This window comes from Rhodococcus sp. 008, from assembly GCF_001682295.1.
GTDB classification, from domain to species: Bacteria; Actinomycetota; Actinomycetes; order Mycobacteriales; family Mycobacteriaceae; genus Rhodococcus_F; species Rhodococcus_F qingshengii.
This window is the reverse complement of sequence record NZ_CP012749.1, coordinates 3,518,362-3,537,627: the sequence shown is the minus strand read 5'-3', so window position 1 is coordinate 3,537,627 and position 19,266 is coordinate 3,518,362. Positions and strand designations below refer to the sequence as shown.

The 19,266-nt window shown below is 62.4% G+C and carries 23 protein-coding genes and 1 riboswitch; of the genes, 12 read left to right on the top strand and 11 right to left on the bottom strand.

Translation table 11 applies throughout. The features are described from left to right. Nucleotides 1–7: 7 nt before the first annotated feature. Nucleotides 8–1,915, bottom strand: coding sequence for an alkyl/aryl-sulfatase (locus AOT96_RS16435; protein ID WP_065352027.1), 1,908 nt, complete (start codon nt 1,913–1,915; stop codon nt 8–10). Nucleotides 1,916–2,024: 109 nt separating this feature from the next. Beyond that, the gene (locus AOT96_RS16430) at nt 2,025–3,428 is read right to left on the bottom strand and encodes an MFS transporter (RefSeq protein WP_065352026.1); all 1,404 of its coding nucleotides are present in this window, start codon (nt 3,426–3,428) and stop codon (nt 2,025–2,027) included. A 112-nt stretch (nt 3,429–3,540) separates the two neighbouring features. Between AOT96_RS16430 and AOT96_RS16425 the strand changes: the two genes are divergently transcribed. Further along, nucleotides 3,541–4,143, top strand: coding sequence for a helix-turn-helix domain-containing protein (locus tag AOT96_RS16425; RefSeq protein ID WP_065352860.1), 603 nt, complete (start codon nt 3,541–3,543; stop codon nt 4,141–4,143). Here AOT96_RS16425 and AOT96_RS16420 read toward each other — a convergent pair. Further along, the gene (locus AOT96_RS16420; RefSeq protein ID WP_007726402.1) at nt 4,140–4,919 is read right to left on the bottom strand and encodes an IclR family transcriptional regulator; all 780 of its coding nucleotides are present in this window, start codon (nt 4,917–4,919) and stop codon (nt 4,140–4,142) included. The genes AOT96_RS16425 and AOT96_RS16420 overlap by 4 nt on opposite strands. Nucleotides 4,920–5,086: 167 nt before the next feature. Between AOT96_RS16420 and AOT96_RS16415 the strand changes: the two genes are divergently transcribed. The 3 genes from AOT96_RS16415 to AOT96_RS16405 are packed head-to-tail and all read left to right on the top strand — an operon-like array spanning nt 5,087 to nt 7,709. Further along, complete coding sequence (locus AOT96_RS16415; RefSeq protein ID WP_178377363.1) at nt 5,087–5,854, top strand: CoA transferase subunit A; 768 nt, start codon at nt 5,087–5,089, stop codon at nt 5,852–5,854. Further along, nucleotides 5,851–6,513 (top strand): 3-oxoacid CoA-transferase subunit B, encoded by a 663-nt coding sequence (locus tag AOT96_RS16410; protein ID WP_020906493.1) that lies wholly within the window; start codon nt 5,851–5,853, stop codon nt 6,511–6,513. The genes AOT96_RS16415 and AOT96_RS16410 overlap by 4 nt, the downstream gene beginning before the upstream one ends. Next, nucleotides 6,510–7,709 (top strand): acetyl-CoA C-acetyltransferase, encoded by a 1,200-nt coding sequence (locus tag AOT96_RS16405; RefSeq protein WP_065352025.1) that lies wholly within the window; start codon nt 6,510–6,512, stop codon nt 7,707–7,709. Before AOT96_RS16410 ends, AOT96_RS16405 begins: the two co-directional genes overlap by 4 nt. A gap of 72 nt (nt 7,710–7,781) precedes the next feature. Here AOT96_RS16405 and AOT96_RS16400 read toward each other — a convergent pair whose 3' ends face one another. Beyond that, nucleotides 7,782–7,997, bottom strand: coding sequence for a BldC family transcriptional regulator (locus tag AOT96_RS16400; RefSeq protein ID WP_003945782.1), 216 nt, complete (start codon nt 7,995–7,997; stop codon nt 7,782–7,784). Between the two features lie 111 nt (nt 7,998–8,108). Between AOT96_RS16400 and AOT96_RS16395 the strand changes: the two genes are divergently transcribed. Next, nucleotides 8,109–8,516, top strand: a complete 408-nt coding sequence (locus tag AOT96_RS16395; protein ID WP_047269303.1) for a RidA family protein — start codon at nt 8,109–8,111, stop codon at nt 8,514–8,516. A 22-nt stretch (nt 8,517–8,538) separates the two neighbouring features. Here the strand turns inward: AOT96_RS16395 and AOT96_RS16390 are convergent, their stop codons facing one another. After that, a complete protein-coding gene (locus tag AOT96_RS16390; protein WP_047269302.1) occupies nt 8,539–8,808 on the bottom strand; it encodes a DUF4235 domain-containing protein in 270 nt (89 codons plus the stop codon). A 187-nt stretch (nt 8,809–8,995) separates the two neighbouring features. Here AOT96_RS16390 and AOT96_RS16385 point away from each other — a divergent pair, with 187 nt between their 5' ends. Next, nucleotides 8,996–9,211 carry a hypothetical protein gene (locus AOT96_RS16385; protein ID WP_047269301.1) on the top strand — a complete coding sequence of 72 codons (216 nt, stop codon included), beginning with the start codon at nt 8,996–8,998 and terminating at the stop codon, nt 9,209–9,211. 7 nt (nt 9,212–9,218) lie between these two features. Here AOT96_RS16385 and AOT96_RS16380 read toward each other — a convergent pair whose 3' ends face one another. The 4 genes from AOT96_RS16380 to AOT96_RS16370 form a co-directional block, all read right to left on the bottom strand. Beyond that, nucleotides 9,219–10,376, bottom strand: coding sequence for an AI-2E family transporter (locus AOT96_RS16380; RefSeq protein WP_065352024.1), 1,158 nt, complete (start codon nt 10,374–10,376; stop codon nt 9,219–9,221). Nucleotides 10,377–10,440: 64 nt separating this feature from the next. Then, nucleotides 10,441–10,917 (bottom strand): hypothetical protein, encoded by a 477-nt coding sequence (locus AOT96_RS16375; RefSeq protein ID WP_065352023.1) that lies wholly within the window; start codon nt 10,915–10,917, stop codon nt 10,441–10,443. Between the two features lie 135 nt (nt 10,918–11,052). Beyond that, nucleotides 11,053–11,208, bottom strand: coding sequence for a DUF6131 family protein (locus AOT96_RS35755; protein WP_003945564.1), 156 nt, complete (start codon nt 11,206–11,208; stop codon nt 11,053–11,055). Nucleotides 11,209–11,372: 164 nt separating this feature from the next. Beyond that, nucleotides 11,373–11,774 (bottom strand): nuclear transport factor 2 family protein, encoded by a 402-nt coding sequence (locus tag AOT96_RS16370; RefSeq protein WP_007734703.1) that lies wholly within the window; start codon nt 11,772–11,774, stop codon nt 11,373–11,375. 101 nt (nt 11,775–11,875) lie between these two features. Between AOT96_RS16370 and AOT96_RS16365 the strand changes: the two genes are divergently transcribed. After that, complete coding sequence (locus tag AOT96_RS16365) at nt 11,876–13,231, top strand: DUF1254 domain-containing protein (RefSeq protein WP_065352022.1); 1,356 nt, start codon at nt 11,876–11,878, stop codon at nt 13,229–13,231. Nucleotides 13,232–13,281: 50 nt separating this feature from the next. Here AOT96_RS16365 and AOT96_RS16360 read toward each other — a convergent pair whose 3' ends face one another. Together AOT96_RS16360 and AOT96_RS35320 are read right to left on the bottom strand one after the other, a co-directional pair. Continuing rightward, nucleotides 13,282–14,073, bottom strand: a complete 792-nt coding sequence (locus AOT96_RS16360) for an SDR family NAD(P)-dependent oxidoreductase (RefSeq protein WP_003945545.1) — start codon at nt 14,071–14,073, stop codon at nt 13,282–13,284. 166 nt (nt 14,074–14,239) lie between these two features. Then, nucleotides 14,240–14,398 carry a hypothetical protein gene (locus AOT96_RS35320; protein WP_155419158.1) on the bottom strand — a complete coding sequence of 53 codons (159 nt, stop codon included), beginning with the start codon at nt 14,396–14,398 and terminating at the stop codon, nt 14,240–14,242. A 156-nt stretch (nt 14,399–14,554) separates the two neighbouring features. Between AOT96_RS35320 and AOT96_RS16355 the strand changes: the two genes are divergently transcribed. The 5 genes from AOT96_RS16355 to AOT96_RS16335 all read left to right on the top strand — a co-directional run bounded on the left by AOT96_RS16355 (nt 14,555) and on the right by AOT96_RS16335 (nt 19,266). Further along, a complete protein-coding gene (locus tag AOT96_RS16355; RefSeq protein WP_047269307.1) occupies nt 14,555–15,412 on the top strand; it encodes a siderophore-interacting protein in 858 nt (285 codons plus the stop codon). Nucleotides 15,413–15,453: 41 nt separating this feature from the next. Then, nucleotides 15,454–15,634: riboswitch (cobalamin riboswitch) on the top strand. Between the two features lie 58 nt (nt 15,635–15,692). After that, nucleotides 15,693–16,706 carry an ABC transporter substrate-binding protein gene (locus tag AOT96_RS16350; RefSeq protein WP_047269298.1) on the top strand — a complete coding sequence of 338 codons (1,014 nt, stop codon included), beginning with the start codon at nt 15,693–15,695 and terminating at the stop codon, nt 16,704–16,706. After that, a complete protein-coding gene (locus AOT96_RS16345; RefSeq protein ID WP_047269297.1) occupies nt 16,707–17,459 on the top strand; it encodes a class I SAM-dependent methyltransferase in 753 nt (250 codons plus the stop codon). Beyond that, entirely contained in the window at nt 17,456–18,496 is a 1,041-nt protein-coding gene (locus AOT96_RS16340; RefSeq protein WP_047269296.1) for a FecCD family ABC transporter permease, read from the top strand. The genes AOT96_RS16345 and AOT96_RS16340 overlap by 4 nt, the downstream gene beginning before the upstream one ends. Next, nucleotides 18,493–19,266 (top strand): ABC transporter ATP-binding protein, encoded by a 774-nt coding sequence (locus AOT96_RS16335; RefSeq protein ID WP_047269295.1) that lies wholly within the window; start codon nt 18,493–18,495, stop codon nt 19,264–19,266. Before AOT96_RS16340 ends, AOT96_RS16335 begins: the two co-directional genes overlap by 4 nt.

Genomic DNA, 19,266 nt, shown 5'->3' with positions numbered 1-19,266 from the left:
CCCTTCGTTACGGCGTGACGATATTGAAACTGGGATCGAAGGTATCGAGCAACCCTCCCAGCGTCTCGAACGCTGATTCGTCTCCGTCGAGCGAAATCTTCCCGGCCTTGGCCAGTTCGGCGGCCGCGCCCGGTTGCAGAAGCGCTCCCACGAGTGCCGCTTTCGGGCCCGAGACCGTCAGTTGTGTGTTCGGTGACGCGCCCTTACGTGCGTTGAGGACGCCGCGCTTGACCCACGCAGTCCATGCCTCGTCGCCGCGATCGGTGAACACGAAATCGATCCGCAGTTCCGCGTCGGTGGCCTTGTCGCCGATGAGATGTATTGCGACGAAGTCGAAGAGGATGTCGATGGGCATCGCGAGGACACTGTCCTGGCTCGCGGTGACATACGGGGCGGGCTGGGCGCCTTCACGGAGCTCCAGGGCGGCCGAGAGATAGATCCCACGCCACTGCGGCCCCTCGGCTTGATAGCCCATCTGCTCGTAGACGTCGGCTTGCAGGTTCCTCGCTTCGGTGTTCTCCGGTTGCGCGAACACCAACTTGTGCAGGATCTCTGCCGCCCATCGGTAGTCCGCGGCGTCGAATGCCCGCTTGCCCTCGTCCAGGATCTTCTGCGCGCCAAGGAGATCGACGAACCTCTTCGCCGATTCGACCGGCGGATGTGGATGAAGCGACACCGGATCGCCGTCCCACATTCCCAGTTCCTTGGTGTACACGGCGCGAACGTCGTGGTGCAGAGTGCCGTGATATCCGCGGTTGTACCACTTGCGCCCAAGTTCGTCCGGTAGTTCGATCACCTCGGCAGCTTCGAGCGGCGTGTACCCCTTGTTCGCGAGACGGAGTGCCTGGTCGTGAATGTACTTGTAAGTGTCCCTTTGCGATTCGATGAACGGCACCAGGTTCTCGTTACCCCACACCGGCCACGTGTGCGGTCCGTAGTGAACAGCCGCGTCGTCTCCCCACCGCTCGAGAGTCTCGTCCAGATACCGCGCGAAGTTCCGAGCGTCGCGAGTGCGCGCACCTCTTAAGGTCTGGATGTTGTGGAGCGAATGATTGGCATTCTCCGCACAGGTCAGCGCGGCGAGTTCGGGGATCCAGATGTGCATTTCCTCCGGGGCCTCGGTATCCGGCGCGTAGAGGAACTCGAATTCCAGACCGGCTATCTCACGCTTCGTTCCGGTCTCCGTGATGCTGTCAGTGGGGGAAATATACGAGACAAGTGGACCTTTCGTGCTGATCGTGCCGATGCCGCAGGTAACCATCCCTTTGGCATCGAGATCGAGCAATCCACCGAAGGCGTAGAAGGACCGTCTCGCCATGGCATTTCCGGCGACGACGTTTTCCCCGATCGCGAACTTGTCGAACGACGCGATCGTGCCCGGTGCGATGATCGGAACTCGCCCGGACGTCACGTCGTCCAGATCGACGATCCCTTTGACTCCGCCGTAGTGGTCGATGTGGGTGTGCGTGTAGATGATCGCCGAAACTGGCTTGTCGCTGACGTGCTCACGAATCATCTTCATACCCTGGCGCGCCGATTCGACCCCCGCCATACAGTCGATGACGATCAGTCCCTCGCCACCTTCGACAACCGTCAAATTTGCCAGGTCGTTGTTCCGTACCTGGTAAAGGCGATCCGTCACCTGATACAGACCACCTCGGCGCATCAGTTGTCCTTGACGCCACAGGCTCGGATTGACTGTCTCCGGCGCGGCAACATCGTCACCGAGGTATGCCATCGCATCAGGATCGAAGACCGTATGCCCGTCATCGGCGACAACCTTGCCCGGCAACGGAGCGATCAACCCTCGATCCGCGTCGGCAAAATCCTGCCGGTCGTCCATGGCATACCGTGCGACTGCCTCGCGATTCGCCGTGACTGTGGCCGGTGTTGCGTCCTTCGGTGTCTGGCACATGGCACTCCCCGCTCGGATACGACGATCTGATACCCCATCATCTGTATCGGTTGGGCGCGCGCTTGGAATCACCCGCGCAGGGTGAAGCTCCCACGAACACGCGAGGTGATCAGCCGGGGAGTTCCTCGGAATTCCGAGATGCGAGTGCAATTAACAGGACTGCGATCCCACATCCGGCAACCAGGATCCATCCCAGCCTCGATGCCTGTGCGACGTCTACCGGTGCACTGCCGCCGATAATGCCGCCGGCCAGCGCAACACCGAGAGCAGCACCGAATTGGCGTGCACTGGAGGTTATTCCACCAGCAAGCCCCGCCTGCGATCTCGGCAACCCGTTGACGGCGGTGTTGGTGATCGGGGCATTCGAGAACCCGAATCCGATACCGAGGAACAGGTAAGCGGCCAAGAGCATCGGAATCGCCGTGTTGTTGTCGAGCGAGACCAGGCACAGCCCGCCGAGTGTCGTGAAGCTACCAGCAATAAGTAACGGCCGCCGCGGGCCGAAGCGTCCGACGAGTATTCCGGACAACGGCGCGCAGACCGTTGCCGCAACAGCCATCGGAAGGGTGATCGCGCCGGCCAGTGCCGGACTCATTCCGCGGGAGTGCTGCAAGTAGAACGTGCCGAGCAGTAGCGTCGCGTTCAACGCTACGAACACCACGACAGCGCCGACCACGGCCGACGAGAACGGTCTGCGGCGGAAGAGTGCCAGATCCATCAGTGGCTCGCGCTTGCGTGATTCGACGCGGATGAATGCGGCCAACGCTGCAGCAACAACGACATACCCTGCCGTCGCCGCGGCAGAGAACCATCCGATTCGCGGACCCTCGATCAGAAGGGCGACCGCCCCGCCGACAAGAATCACCAGTAGCAACTGACCGGGAAGATCGAGTCGTCGCGACTGCTGCGCTCGGGACTCCGGTACAAACACAGCAGTCAGGGCGAGCACGGCCAAGATCACGGGCGCGTTGATCCAGAAAACCGATCGCCAGCCGAAACTTTCGATGAGCACGCCGCCGACGATCGGACCTGCCGCCATACTCAGACCGAAGACCGCGGCCCACACCCCGATCGCCTTGGCCCGCTCCTTCGGGTCGGTCATCACGTTGACCACGATCGCCAAGGCAACCGGACTGAGCATCGACCCGCCGACGCCTTGGACGATCCGCGCCGCGATCAGCACCTCCACGGACGGAGCGAGTGCGCAGGCAATCGACGCCACCCCGAAAACGACAAGCCCGATCTGAAAGACTCGTCTCCTGCCGAAACGATCGGCCACCGCTCCGGACGAGATCAGCAAGCTCGCCAGGACGAGCGTGTACGCGTTGACGACCCATTCCAGACCACGGGTTCCGACGCGAAATCCCTCACCGATCGTCGGCAGGGCTACGTTGACGATGGTCGTGTCCAACCCGACGACGAACAGGCTCGTGCAGCAGATCGCCAGGATGCCCCATCGCCGCCCTGCATCAAGTCCGATCACTTGCGGTTCGATCCGGCTCGAATGTTTCATGGTGGGACTCCATCTCTCGAAGTGCTCTGCCGTACTCGACTGTCGAAAGGATCGTTGCTCTCCAGCGTCCGAAGCCGGTAGAAATTTTGCGGAAACTGCAAAGATGGACGGCATGGATGCTGAATTCGAGCAGTTGATCACCGATATCGGACCGAAACTGCGCACGCTCCGACGCGATCGCGGATTGACCCTCGAGGGCCTGTCCGAAGCCACCGGCATCTCCGTCAGCGCACTCTCACGCCTCGAATCGGGTAAGCGTCGTCCCACCCTCGATCTGCTGTTGCCGCTTGCCCGAGCGCACCGGGTCGCGCTGGACCAACTCGTCGGCGCCCCCGCTACGGGCGATCCTCGGGTCCACCTCACCCCGAGCCGACGCAAGAACGGCAGTGCCGTCGTTCCGTTGACGCGCTATCCCGGCCGCGTGCAGGTCTTCAAGCAGGTGATCGGTCCGCGTCCACCGAAGCTGGTCACCCACGCCGGCTACGAATGGCTCTACGTCCTCGCCGGGGATCTGCGTCTCATCCTGGGGGCGAACGAGGTTCTCCTACACCCCGGGGAAGTCGCGGAGTTCGACACTGCCGAGCCCCACTGGTTCGGGCCTGCCGATGAACAGGTGGTGGAAATCTTGCATCTTTTCGGCCCGCAAGGCGAGAAGGCGCATGTGCGCACGAAGGCAAAAACTACTACTGCACAAGACCTGGTTCCCGAAAGTTAGTTCACTGCATGCGTTTTCAATCGGTTCGACAGTGTGTGAGCGTGCTCGAGGAGCAGCGTTCCCAACTCGGCATGACGCGCGGGCCGGAAGCGAGTTTCCACTCCGGTCAGGCTCAACGCCCAGGCCGGGCGACCGTTGCGGTCGAACACCGCGGCACCCATCCCCCAGCTTCCCTCGACGATGAGGGCTGGATTGACGGCGTAGCCGGTGACCCGCGTCGACTCGATTCGCTCTCGAATCGATGTCTCACTGTGGATCTCACCCCACTCCGAATCCAGATTCACCCGGGCGAAATAGTCGTCGACGTCCCGCGCCGGTAGGTGGCTCAAGATGGCAAGCCCCGCCGACGCGACCCCCAACGGGAAACGCTTCCCCTCGTGCAGCACGTGAGATCGCAGTGGAAAACTGCCTTCCTGGCTCAGGATGCAGACGGTCTCGTCACCTCGGCGTGCCGACAGGAAGGCGCTCTCCCCCGTGACCCGGGCAAGTTCGTCGACGACGTCGCGAGCCCGGTCGGTGATGTCGTACCGATTTCCGGCCGCCGCCCCCAGGAGGTACAACTCCGGGCCGAGAGACCACCGACCGGTTCGTGCGTCACGGTCGACCAGTCCTTCGGCAGCCAGGGACGTGAGCAGTCGGTGCGCAGTGGGCCGAGCGAGGCCGGTGACCTTGCCCAATTCCGTGGTGGAAGTGCCCGTTGGTTCGGACGCGCCGAGGGCTCGCAGAAGTGCAGCCACCCGCGCGACCATGGCCGGCGATTGCCCGTGAGTTGGCATGCAGCCATCCTAGCGTCCATTCAATGAACGAAATTCCTTCAGACGATCAGTAGTCGATCAGTTCTCGGTTGATGTTCGAGATTCCTTGAACCTGTGAACTGGAGATAGTTCACTGGATATCGAAGTGAGTGAGTGTCTACTCAATGAACGCTTGGCAGGGAGAGAACATGACAGCAAAGGTGTACGAGTCCGCAGCGGAGGCGGTCGCCGACATCGTCGACGGCGCAACGCTGGCCGTCGGCGGATTCGGCTTGTGCGGCATCCCCGACGTGTTGATCGACGCGATCGCAGCTACGAGTGCAACCGACCTCGAGGTGTTCTCCAACAACTGCGGCGTCGACGATCACGGTCTCGGAATCTTGCTGAGCGCCGGCCGTATCCGACGAGTGACCGCGTCGTACGTCGGTGAGAACAAGGAGTTCGCCCGGCAGTACCTGGCCGGCGAACTCGAAGTGGAACTGACGCCGCAGGGAACGCTCGCCGAGCGTCTGCGCGCCGGCGGAACCGGAATCCCCGCATTCTTCACACCGGCCGGGGTGGGTAGCCCCATCTCCGACGGCGGAATGCCATGGCGCTACGACGCCGACGGCTCGATCGCTATTGCATCGCCTCCGAAGGAGACTCGCGTCTTCGGAACCAAGCGTTACGTAATGGAAGAGGCGATCAACGCCGACTACGCACTCGTGCACGCTGTTCTCGGAGACACCGACGGCAACCTCGTGTTCGACAAGACCGCGATGAACTTCAACCCGCTCGCCGCGATGGCGGGACGGGTCACCATCGCGCAGGTGGAACGTCTGGTCGAGCCCGGTGAAATCGATCCGGCGTCAGTGCATCTACCTGGGGTCTTCGTCCAGCGCGTAGTCCACACCGGACCTCAGAACAAGCGAATCGAAAAGCGAACCGTCAGCGCTTCGGAAGGAACCTCACGATGACCGCACCAGTGACAGTGACGGGTTGGACGCGCCAGCAGATGGCAGCGCGGGCGGCCGCAGAGATGATCGACGGGGAGTACGTCAATCTCGGAATCGGCCTTCCCACACTGATTCCCGGATACCTGGGCTCGGACGTTCGTGTGGTCCTGCACTCGGAGAACGGAATTCTCGGCACCGGACCGTATCCCACCGAGGACAACGTCGATCCTGACCTCATCAACGCCGGCAAAGAGACCGTGACCGTTAACCCCGGTGCAGCATATTTTGATTCGGCCCTCTCGTTCGGGATGATCCGCGGCGGCCACATCGACACCGCAGTCCTCGGCGGTATGCAGGTGTCGAAGACGGGTGACCTCGCAAACTGGATGGTCCCCGGCAAGATGGTCAAGGGCATGGGCGGCGCAATGGACCTGGTCCACGGTGCCCGGCGTGTCATCGTCGTCATGGAGCACAACGACCGCGACGGCAACCCCAAGATCGTCGACGCGTGCACCCTGCCCCTGACCGGCCAGGGCGTGGTGAATCGGATCATCACCAACCTCGCCGTCATCGACGTGAGCGACGAAGGCCCACTCGTCCTGCGTGAACTCGCCCCCGATGTCAGCGTCGAAGACGTAGTCGCCGCAACCGGCACCGAACTGAAAGTTGAACTGGCATGACCGACACGACCACTGTGATTGTTGCGGGAGCTCGTACCCCGATGGGTCGACTCCTCGGATCGTTGAAAGACCTCTCCGGGTCCGACCTCGGCGGCATCGCCATCAAAGGCGCCCTCGACAAGTCCTCAGTCGCACCCGAACAGGTCGACTACGTCATCATGGGACAGGTCCTCACCGCCGGCGCCGGCCAGATGCCCGCCCGCCAAGCCGCCGTCGCCGCCGGCATCCCCATGAACGTCCCCGCCCTGAGCATCAACAAAGTGTGCCTCTCCGGCATCGACGCCATCGCCCTCGCCGACCAACTCATCCGCGCCGGCGAATTCGACATCGTCGTCGCCGGCGGGCAGGAATCGATGTCCCGCGCACCCCACATGCTCGAAAAAAGCCGCGAAGGCTTCAAATACGGCGACGTCACCCTCCGCGACCACATGGCCTACGACGGCCTCCACGACATCTTCACCGACCAGGCCATGGGCCTGCTCACCGAACAGGTCAACCAACAAGAAACCACCCACATCACCCGCGCCGAGCAGGACGCCTTCGCCGCCGCCTCACACCAGAACGCGGCCCGCGCCTGGAAAGACGGCCTCTTCGACAACGAAGTCGTCCCCGTCTCCATCCCCCAACGCAAGGGCGAGCCCATCGTCTTCGCCCAGGACGAAGGCATCCGCGCCGACACCACCACCGAATCCCTCGGCAAACTGCGTCCCGCGTTCAGCAAGGACGGCACCATCACCGCCGGCTCCGCCTCCCCGATCTCCGACGGCGCCGCCGCCGTCGTGGTGATGAGCAAAACCAAAGCCGAAGAACTCGGCCTGACCTGGATCGCGGAAATCGGCGCCCACGGCGTCGTCGCCGGACCCGACTCCACCCTCCAGTCCCAACCCGCCCGGGCCATCGCCAAAGCCTGCGCGAAGGAAGGCATCGACCCCACCGACCTCGACCTCGTCGAAATCAACGAAGCATTCGCCGCCGTCGGGATCGCCTCCACCCGCGAACTCGGCCTCGACCCCGCCAAGGTCAACGTCAACGGCGGCGCCATCGCCGTCGGCCACCCCCTCGGCATGTCCGGCGCCCGCATCGCCCTGCACCTCGCCCTCGAACTGCAACGCCGCGGCGGCGGCATCGGCGCAGCCGCACTCTGCGGCGGCGGCGGACAAGGCGACGCACTCATCGTCCGCGTCCCCAAGGCCTGATTACTTCCTGCTGACCAGACAGGTCGCCGAGCCCTCATCATGCTCGGCGACCTGTCTGTTTCGTGCCGGAGGTTATTGGTGATCGAGCGTCGTCGAGCGGTTACGCAGCAACGTCTCGATCTCCGATCGCCGGTACCTCCGATGCCCGCCAAGCGTTCTCAGAGTGCCGACTTTGCCCTCCCTCGCCCATCTGGACACCGTGGTCCTGTCGACGTGGAACAGTGCTGCAACCTGTTTGGTCGTCAGCCACTCGTCGACAGGTGCTGTGTGCTCTTCTTCTCGGCTCATTGGCAGTCATTCGTAGCTGCCGACTGAATGGATGGGTCCGACGATGAATTGGCAACCCCTGGCGTGCTGTGAAAGACTCGCTGCAAAACTTTACTATTCCTTGGGGAAATAATGTCGAAGTCGGTAACTCTGATCCGTTCCACGTCACTCTCTTCGGTGGCTGAATATGCCTATGCAGCAACGGCTCCCGCCGATGCACGGCTGATCTTCCTGGCCGGATCCTGTCCTCTGAACGCGGACGGCTCTACTGCCGCCATCGGTGACTACGCAGGACAGGCAGCCAAGGCCGTCGACAACCTGAGAACAGCTCTCTCGGACGCGGGCGCGTCCATCACCGACGTGATCAACACCCGCGTCCTCGTGGCGTCGAGCAATCAAGCCGACCTGGTTGCGGCGTGGGAGGTAGTCCGCGACGCGTTCGGTGATCACGACGCCCCGAGCACTCTGATGGGTGTGACCGTTCTCGGTTACGACGATCAACTGGTCGAGATCGAGGCAATCGCGGCCGTCGTCGACTGAACTCGAACCGAACCGGGCGTTCCTACCGAGGATCTTCATGAGCAAGGGCCCGGTAGCCCTTTGCCCCCGCACGATCCACTGCGGCTCGCACAACAGCGAAGATGGCTCCCTGCAGGGCTGCGGCGATCAGGACTTCCTTGCTCGACCTGCTCAAGTCTTTGGGCTCGGGCGCATTCTTGTCGTCACCGATGCGCTTCCACACCTGTTGGAAGACAGCGCCGGCCACGATGCCGCCCAGGACGCTGGTCGCCAGTGAGAGTGGCTTGTACATCACTTTCGATACTGCGCTCATTGCGCGGATCCTCCGTGGTTCGATACGTACCGCCTGAGCGGCTGACCGACTCTCACTACCCAGCAGGCGAGGTGTCGAAACATTGCACCGGCAAGGCACGAAGACGACTGTCGCACGTTGTGTTCCACGGGTTTGCCACTTCTCGAGCCGGGTAGGATCGTCTTAGCGAAAGAAGGTTGTGTAAGTCATGGAAAACTACAGAATCGAACTACCGGACGGTACAACGGTGATGGAAGATTTCGTCTCGGATCGCGCCGCAATCGCATACGCGGTCGATCTGAATCACGGTTGTAGCGAGAAAGTCTCGGTATTCCGTATCACCGCCGAGGGAGAAACCATCCCGACTCGGATGTGCCCCAAGCAGAATCCTGGTTCTCGGCGTCGCGCGCGAAGCGTCCGATAGAAGCCGGTCAAGAAGCGTCGAGGCGCGGAAAGAGCGTCTCCCTTGCAAGCAGCAGCAAGGCCGCAGCGACCGGAATCGCCAGCAACGCACCGACAATACCGAGCAACGCTCCACCCAACAGAACCGCGACAACGGTCACCAGTGCCGGGACCGCCACCGTCTTCCCGATGATCTTCGGAACGAGCAGGTAGTCCTCGAGCAGACGTAACGCAATGAAGAACGCAACTGTCGCCAATGCCGTTGGGACAGAGACTGTCAGGGAGACCAGGGCGACGACAACCCCTGCGATCGTGGAACCGACTATCGGGATCAGATCGAGCAGAGCGACCAGCAGCGCCAGGATCAACGGATACGGCACGTCGAAGATCAACAACCACGCGAAGGTGCACACTGCGGTGATCACGGAGATCAGAACATTGCCGAGGACGTACCCACCCACACCTGCCAGTATCTGATCACCGATGGCGATTGCTCGTGGCCGCCGCGAATGTGGCACCAGCCGATACAGATTCGTGCGGATTCGTGGATAGTCGATCAAGAAGTACGTCGTCAGTACCGCAACGATTCCAGCGTCGGCGACTGCGCTGAACACCGCGCGCCCCGCTCCGAGCAAACCCGTCGCGAGCGCAGACCCCGAACCGTCCAGTTGGGTGGTGAGGTGCTCCTCGAGGTAATACTTCTCGTCGAGGTCGCTGACGATCGGATACCGGTCACGAATGTGTGTCAGAAGTTCGGGAGCGTGCGATGCGAACTGACGTCCCTGCTCGACCAGCGGAGTGATCGCAGCAACGAGAAACAGCGCGAGCATCACCGCAATTCCGAGGAGTACCACGGTGACCGCGATCCAGCGCCGGAAATGTCTCCGCTCAAGCCAGACGATCATCGGTTCGATGCCCACCGCGAGAAACAGCGCGACCACGATCAGGATCAGCATGCCTCGCGCCGCCAGGAGCACTTCGATCACCGCGTACGTCACGGCAACACCGGCCGCCGCGCTCAGACCGATGAAGAACGGTGAACGACGATCGAACCTCGGCCCCGGTTCGCCCAGCGGCCGGACGGGCGTCGCCAATGCTGCGGCTTCACGTTCGGCTTCCGCCATCGGATCTGCAGCTTTGACTTCACTGTCGGAATCCGGTGAGGTGTCCGCGGAACTGGGATCCATTCAAGCCACCTCACGATCCGCGCGACTTCCCGGCACGGGAGTGAGTACCCGTGCCGTGGCCGGATCAACCTCGAGGCTTCTCCGCTCCGCTTCGGGTCAGCGCGAGACCGGTTCCTACCACTCCGATAATCGACACAGCGATGGCGATGCTGGGCCAACCGTCGCTCTGCCAGTAGACGTCGTCGAGAGTGATCAGTAACGCAGCCTCGTCGACGATGAGCCCGAGTGCGATGCCCAACGCGATGCCCATCCATGTTCTTGCGCGAGGGCTTCGGTCTACGAGTCCGAAGATCGCCACCCCGGCCAACAGCAGAATTCCCCATAAATAGTGATGCAGATGAGTGCCACCGGCGCTGATGTCGCCGACGTCTCTGGTGTCGATCTGGATCAACCACGTCACCAGACGTGCTCCGCCGAACGTCAACGTGAAGGCCACCCACGCCAACACCAAACCGCGGCGCGATTCGTCAACCTGATTCCATCTGGGAGGGAATCTGAATCGCTCGGCAGATTTCTCTTCGTCATGGTCTCGAGAAAGCATCCTTCATGTTTACCCGATGCCGCTCAGATCGATAATTTGGGGTAGAGAGACCGAAAACCAGTTGGAGCACAAAAAGCGGTACCCGATCTCCGAAGAGATCGGGTACCGCCTTCTCAGCTACTCGCGCGGTATTGATCAATACCAGACTTTTCGTCCGCCCACTGCGCGCCCGGTAGCACCGAGGATGGACAAAACTGCACCTACGACGACCAAGATGATGCCGACGGTGGTCAGAATGCTCAACCCCGTGAAAAAGCCGATCAACGCCAGAATAATGCCGAGAACAATCATGTGAGAACCTCATCCGGTATGCGTATCAAAATGATCTACTCAACTGACGCTACTACAGAAACTTCACAATCGATAAATCCGATAAATACATTCATAAATGCGAAACTCGTATTACTACCCAATAGCGCCTCCGTTAAAACATCAGCCTTTCTCTTATCTCTACCTCACAGTTCTACGTCCTCGATCTTCGCCTCGACCGCCGGCGTGATGTGGCTCAACACGCAGCACCAACGACCGTCTCGCCGCGCGAACACGTCGGTGGTCCACTCGTCGGCGTCGTATTGTCTGCCGCCGTAGTGCGCGGTATTGACGATCCGCGTGGTGAACAGTGCGACGTCACCGAAGAAACGCACGCGAGCGCTCCCGACGCGGTCCATCGCCGAATGAGTCAGGTCGCCCGAGGCCACGAAGCCCAGGAACTCCGCTTTGGTCGACACTCCGGATTCCGAGACGATCACCCAGTCGTCTGCCATGAAATCGCCGATCCGTTCGGCGTCGTTCGAGCACATCGCGACGTTCCACTCGTCTGCGACAGCGACCAATGCCGCACTCTCCTGATCCGACATGTCTTCTCCCTCTACCGTCGTCACCCTCGGCGGGTGATGCCCCGACGGCAGGGTTCCCGCAGGGTGGACTTCGAGCCGACGTGCACGACGAGAGGGCAGAGATGACAGACACCAGTCGCACCGAGCTTGCAGCTCAGGCGTATATCTACGGATTTCCCCTCGTTTTCAATCTCGACCAGGTCCATCGGTATGTTCACAACGGTGTCGGAGCGAACCCCGCCGCACCTTTCAACACCTTCAGCCACGCGCGCACACTGGCCGGGCCGGCAGACACTTTCGTCACGATCAACAACGACACCGTGTATTCCATGGCGCAGATCGATCTCTCTGTCGGCCCCGTTGCGCTGCACGTCCCCGATACCGATGGCCGTTACTACGTCCTCCAGTTCGTGGACGCCTGGACAAACAATTTCGCTTACGTCGGGCATCGGGCCACCGGCACGAAGAGCGGAGACTTCCTTCTCGTCCCACCCACCTGGACGGGAACCCCGGCGGATCAGACCACGGTGATCAGATTTCCCACGAACATTGCGTCGATCGTGGGCCGGTGGGCATGCGGTGGCGACGACGACCTCCCTGCGGTGCACGCCTTGCAGGACGCCACCACGCTGACCGTCGTCGACTCCACCGGAAACTCCGCGGGTCTCCCAGTGCCCGAACCCGGGGTAAGCCAGGACCTCCTGTTCCTCGAGAAACTCCGCATCTGGTCACAGGCGTTTCCGCCGGCCCCACGCGATCGAGAACTCCAGGATTCCTTCTCCCCGATCGGAATCGACGAGCCCGGGGCCTCTCCCTATAGCTCACACTCTGCCGCTTCACTCTCTGCCGACGAGGCAGCCGCGTTGGCTGACGGATTGACGATCGGTGAGAAGAACCTGCTCGAGGCCCTCACGAAAGGCTCCAGCCCCGAAGTCAACGGATGGAAGCTCACATTCCACGCCTTCGACTACAACCTCGACTACTTCGAGGTCGGCACAATCGACGATCCACAATTCAAGATCGCCGATCCCAAGTTGCGCATCGTCGAACGCGCCGCGGCTGCCAAGGGCGGGCTGTGGGGCAACCACCCTTACGAAGCGGCGTACATCATGACCTACGTCGACGATCAGGGCGAGCAGTTGAACGGAACCCACACCTACACAATAAGACTCGACCCCACTCCGCCGGTGAGCGCCTTCTGGTCGCTGACGATGTACTCGGTGCCGGACTTCTTCCTCGTCGCGAATCCCGTCGACCGATACTCGATCGGCGACCGCACTCCAGGAATCGTCCACGACGCCGACGGTGCGTTGACGATTACGATCAGCCACGAGGAGCCGAAAGATCCCACGGCGAAGGCAAACTGGCTGCCCGCACCGCGCGGGGATTTCCGACCGGTACTGAGAATGTACGAACCTTCGCCCGCCGTGCTCGATCACTCCTACGTCGTCCCCGCCATCACTCGCTCGCGAGAATGACGGCTCGCGTCTGACGGCCTGCCTGTGCGGGCCGTCAGACGGACGCAGAATCAGGCGTGCGTGCCGCCGTCGATCCGGATCTCCGTGCCCGTGATGAAGGCACCATCGTCGGATGCCAACATCGCGATAACTCCCGCAACACTTTCCGGCCCGGCCATGGGGGCACCACCGGACTCCAGATCAGTGCTCAGAATCGGTGACAACTTGCCGAAGAGCGACCAGTCGGTGTCTTCCGGCAAGTACGACGCCGTAGTGTCGGTGATCCCGCTCTTCACACTGCCTGGAGCCACCGCGACGGCACGCAGACCCTGCTTGCCGTATTCGAGAGCCAGTGCGTGAGTGAAGGACTGGATTCCTCCCTTACTTGCGGCATACGCGGCCATGTACGGGTGCGCGAAGGCCGCGGAGGTGGAACTGAAATTCACCACGACTGCGTTGGCGGTGGCGAGGAGAGCCGGCAGTGCCTGGCGGGTGACGAGGAAAGTGCCCGTCAAATTCACGGAGAGCACCTGATTCCACAGGTCCAGCGAGGTCTCGTGGGTGTGCCCACCACGCAGTATCCCGGCGGCGTTGACCAGTACGTCCAATCCCCCGAGAGTCGAAATCGCCTGACCCACAACCTTGATGACGGAACTCTCGTCACCGATATCGACGACGAGGGTGTCGAGGCGATCCTCCGTCGAAGCATGTTCTGCCGATTTCCGGGTGTTCGCCAAACCCTGCTCGGAGATGTCGGCAGCGACCACGCGGCCACCTTCGGCGAGCAACCGCAGCGCGGTGGCCTGCCCGATTCCAGATCCTGCGCCGGTGACGAGAATACGACGGCCTTCGAAACGATTCATTGCTGTGTACCTTTCACGAAAACGAGTTGGCTGGCATTCCAGGCTCGGTGGCGCCGACACTCACAACTCACCCGCGAGAAACTTCAGGTACGGGAAATGCGCAGCACTGCAACAGGTGTGGCACTGCGAAATCTCGGCGAGGCAATGCTCGCCGAAGTGGCGAATGTCAGACGGATCCGGCCGGTGCGGCCAAGGCTCTTTCGATCCAGACAAGACCGGACGGGCGGCGGTCGATCGCCTTACGCCCACGTCGGAAAGTCGCTACGCCGAATCGGGCCGTGCGCAGTGCACGGCCGGAAGCGAGAGAACAGCGGCGTATGGACATCACAGGCACGGTAGCAGCGCCGGCACCACTCGCTCAACCGCGTCGTTTCGAGACCCGAATCATTCAGGTAATCAGATGTCACTTCTGGACAACTCGCTCGACTTAGGCGGCACTAACCTGGCGGCATCCCGAAAACCCGATCCAGGAGCACAGTCGATGACACATGCAGACGCCTCGCGCACAACAACTCCCCCGACGACCGTCCTACGGACCGCTGACCACAATCGCGGACTCAACGACGTTCTCGCGATCGTCGAAGCGATGGAGCGACCGAGCGATCACCTGCTGCGGATCACGGCTCGTTTGACGGAGTCGACCGACGATCCGACCTGGTCACGCCCGAATGTGACCGTACGCATGAATCTCGGGCCGGCCTTCGACGACACTTCGCGCGTGTACACGGTGCGTTCCTACGATTCAGCGAGCGGATCGATCGTCGTCGATGTGGTCCTGCACGGACAGACCAGTCCGATGATGAAATGGGCAGCAGCGTTGGCCGTCGGTGACACCTTCGGCCTCACCGGTCCGCGGCCACACTTCTTGATCCCTGATGTTCCTGGTCGACGTATCGCACTTTTTCTGGACGGCACCGCAATACCCGCGTTGCACTCGATCATCGAGCAGTTACCTACCGACGTCGTCGGAATCGGCTGGGTCACAACAGATGACGAGGTCGCCTTCGCTGAACTGCCCGCCCTCCCCGGCCTGGAGCTTCACCGCGTGAGCGCAGATCCCGCCGAGCCCGACGGCCCACTGGCGGTACGAGCACGCGAGCTCGCCAATCCCGCGAGCTACGTCGTGTGGGGCGCCGGTGAACGCAACGAGATGCGCGCAATCCGGAAGCACTTTCGATCGACCGTCGGACTCGACAAAAACGACGTCGCGATATTCGGATATTGGAAGGAGGGCGTCAGCAACACCGAAATCGACCTCCGTCGACGCGAGAACTACGAGCGCATCCTCGCCGACGGCGGAACCCTCACCGACATCGACGACCTGGCCATCGAGATCTGATTGCCTCACACCAGCCGACCTGACCGGCGGTGCACTGCGGTGATAAGTTCCTCTGTGCCAGCGGACCTCCACACAGGGGGTCAGGGAATCCGGTGTGAATCCGGAACTGACGCGCAGCGGTGAGGGTGACCGCCCGGGCTTACGCCACTGGATGAGAATCTGGGAAGGCGCTCGGGTGGGGCGATCTCGAGTCCGAATACCGGCTGGCAGCAGGGGTCAACAGGCGCCTGTTCACACGGTAACGGGCTCCGCGAACGAGCCCCTGCGAGAACGAGATTCCATGCGTCTGTCCAGACTTCGCCTACCCGCCGCCGCCGTCGCTGCCCTGTTGAGCGCGTCGTTGGTTGCCTGCTCCTCCGACGACAGTGCTGCCCGACAATCCAACTCTTCCGAACAATCGCGCGTGACAGTCCAGAACTGTGGCCGAGACGTCACGGTGGAGCGACCGATCGAACGGGCAATCGCGGTAAATCAACCTGCAGCAGAGATGCTGTTCGCGCTGGGAGTGCAGGACCGGATGGCCGGGTACGCCATGAGCGATGACGATGTCCTCCCCGAACTGCGCGAGGCGCGTGGTCAGGTCCAGGCGTTCGACACCGAGTTCCCGTCATTCGAAAGTGTCCTCGAACGCGAACCGGACATGGTCTACACGACGTTCAACTACACGTTCACCTCGGAGGGCATCGCCGACCGGATCAAGTTCACCGACCTCGGTGTCGCGACATATCAGTCACCCAGCGAGTGCACCGGTCAGGATGCCGAGCAGAGCAAGGCCCTCACGCTCGACGACTTGTACGACGAAATCGACGACGTGGCAACACTGTTCGATGTCAAGAACAAAGGTGTCGAGCTCACCGAGAGTTTGAAGGATCGCGCGGCCACCGCCACGGCGGCACTGGGAGCTGAGAACGTGACGCTGGCGTGGTGGTACGCAGCCACGAAGACTCCGTACTTCGCCGGGTGCTGCGGTGCACCGGGAATCATGACCGACGCGGTGGGTGCGAAGAACGCCTTCGACGACAACAAGCAGTACTGGCCCGAAATCGGTTGGGAGAGTGTCCTCGATCGAGACCCGACCGTGCTGGTGCTCGCAGATCTCGACCGCGGTGGAGACGGCGACAGTGCCGCAGACAAGATCGCGTTCCTCGAATCGGACCCGGTCGCCAGCAAGCTCACCGCAGTGAAGAACAAGCGTTACATCATCCTCGAAGGAACGACGATGGATCCCTCGATCCGCAATGTCGGTGGCATCGAACAGCTCTCCGACGGGCTGCGCCAGTTGGGTGTGGTCTAGATGTCCGCGCAGATCAGTGAACTGGTGCGTCGGTGGGACGACCAGCAGGCGGCATACATCGCCGACCGTGAGAAGCGCTTCGACGTGATTCTCGACGTCCTCGAATTGCAGCACGCGCACGCCCCGTTCACGGTTGTCGACCTGGCCTGCGGGCCGGGTTCACTGAGCGCCCGGATTCTCGAAAAGTTCGAGCATGCGAGCGTTGTGGGGATCGATTACGACCCGATGCTGCTGGAGCTCGCCCGCCAGTCGTCGACGCGTTTCGGTGACCGACTGCAGCTGATCGACGCAGATCTGGCGGGAGCCGATTGGCCGAATTCGGTGGCTGCGCCGGTTCAGGCGATAGTGTCGACAACCGCGCTGCACTGGTTGCAACCGCAGCAGCTCGTCGAGGTGTACCGGCAGTGCCGCGAACTGCTGAGTCCGGACGGAGTCCTGCTCAACGGTGATCACTTTCGTTTCGACAGCCGCTTCCCTGTCATCGGGCGATGGGCGAAGGCTCACGACGAGCAGACGCAACGCTCCGCCTTTGCTGCCGGTGCTCCCGAGTGGGAGAGCTGGTGGGAGGAGTTGCGGGCAACTCCCGGCATCGGACCAATGACCGACGAGCGAGAGCGCAGATTCGCCGGACGTGACGCCACTGCGCCCACGGCCGTCGACTTCCAGTTGGCGGCGCTCGCGCAAGCAGGTTTTCGGGAGTCGGGGACGGTCTGGCAACTGTTCGACGACTACGTGGTCTACGGCGTGAGATGACGACAAGAGTTCGGCTGCGTGACAACCCGACGACCGTCACCCTGCTGTGGATGATCGGTGTTGTCACGCTGGCCGGATCGGCTGCCGTGGCAATCACGTTGGGGCCGGCCGGTCTGTCGGTCGGTGAGGTGGCTTCGATCGTCGTCGGCCATCTCGGCGGTACCGCGGCGGACGTCACCCCTATCCGTGACGGCATCGTCTGGGACCTCCGTCTGCCGCGTACCCTGCTCGCCGCGCTCTGCGGTGCCGGTCTCGGGTTGTGCGGTGCGATCATGCAGTCGCTGCTTCGCAATCCGCTGGCCGATCCGTTTGTCCTCGGTATCTCGTCCGGCGCCTCGACCGGTGCCGTACTGATCGTGATCCTCGGAGTCGGGTCGGGAGTAGTCGGCTTGTCGAGCGGCGCCTTCATCGGCGCGGTGATCTCCTTCGCCCTTGTGTTGCTGCTCGCCCATGCGGCCGGCGGCACGCCGGATCGGGTGATCCTGGCCGGTGTCGCCGCGACCCAACTGTTCTCCGCGCTCACCTCGTTCATCGTCATCACCTCGGCCGATCCCGAGCAGACCCGCGGCGTGATGTTCTGGCTCCTGGGTTCACTCGGCGGCGCCGACTGGCTCGACGTCGCACTCTGCGCTGCGGTGGTCGCAGTCGGCCTCGTGGTCTGTCTGACTCACTCCCGCGCACTCGACGCCTTTGCCTTCGGCGAGGACGCGGCGTCGTCGCTGGGGGTGAACGTGTGGCGGGTGCGTGTGACCCTGTTGTTGGCAACAGCCTTGATGACCGCGGTGATCGTGAGCGTCGCAGGCGCCATCGGCTTCGTGGGCCTGGTCCTCCCGCACGCGGCGCGGGCTCTCGTCGGTTCGAACCACCGCCGACTCCTGCCCGCGTCCGCACTGATCGGCTCCATCTTCCTTGTCTGGGTCGACGCTGTGGCACGCACAGCCATTGCGCCGCAGGAACTCCCGGCCGGTGTGGTGACCGCGCTGGTCGGTGTGCCTGCGTTTGCCGTCATCCTCTGGAGACGGAAGGCCAGGCCATGACACTCGAAGCTACCGGCGTCAGTTGGCGGGTCGGCGGGGCGCTCATAGTCGACGACCTCGACGTCTCGCCTACAACCGGAAGTACGGTGGGGCTTCTCGGCCCCAACGGTTCGGGGAAATCGACGCTGCTGAAACTGCTTGCCGGGCACAATCGTCCGACGTCCGGTGTCGTGACCCTGGACCGAACCCCGTTGTCCGACTGGAAACGCCGCGACGTCGCGCGTCGGATCGCGACCGTTGATCAGCACAGCAACACCGAGATCGATCTGACGGTCGCGGAGGTAGTCGAACTCGGACGCACACCGCACCGCGGACTGTGGGGTGGGCAGTCGGATTCCGATCGCGACGCCGTTCGGGCAGCGATCGAACACACCGACCTCGCCGGCATGCTGGACCGGTCGTGGCACACCCTGTCCGGCGGGGAGCGCCAACGCGTCCAGATCGCGCGCGCCCTCGCTCAGGAACCTCACGAGTTGCTACTCGACGAGCCGACCAATCACCTGGACATCAACCATCAACTCGAATTGCTCGCGCTCGTGCGACGCCTCCCCACCACCACGATCATGGCATTGCACGATCTGAATCTGGCCGCCATGTTCTGCGATTCGATAGTGATGCTGAACCGGGGATCCATCGTTGCCCACGGAAGCCCGACCGAGGTCCTCACCGCTGACCTGATAGCCGAGGTCTACCAGGTCGACGCCGAGGTTCGCCTGGACGGTCCCGGCGGAGTACCTACCGTGCGATACCTTCCGCCCGGCTCGCACTAG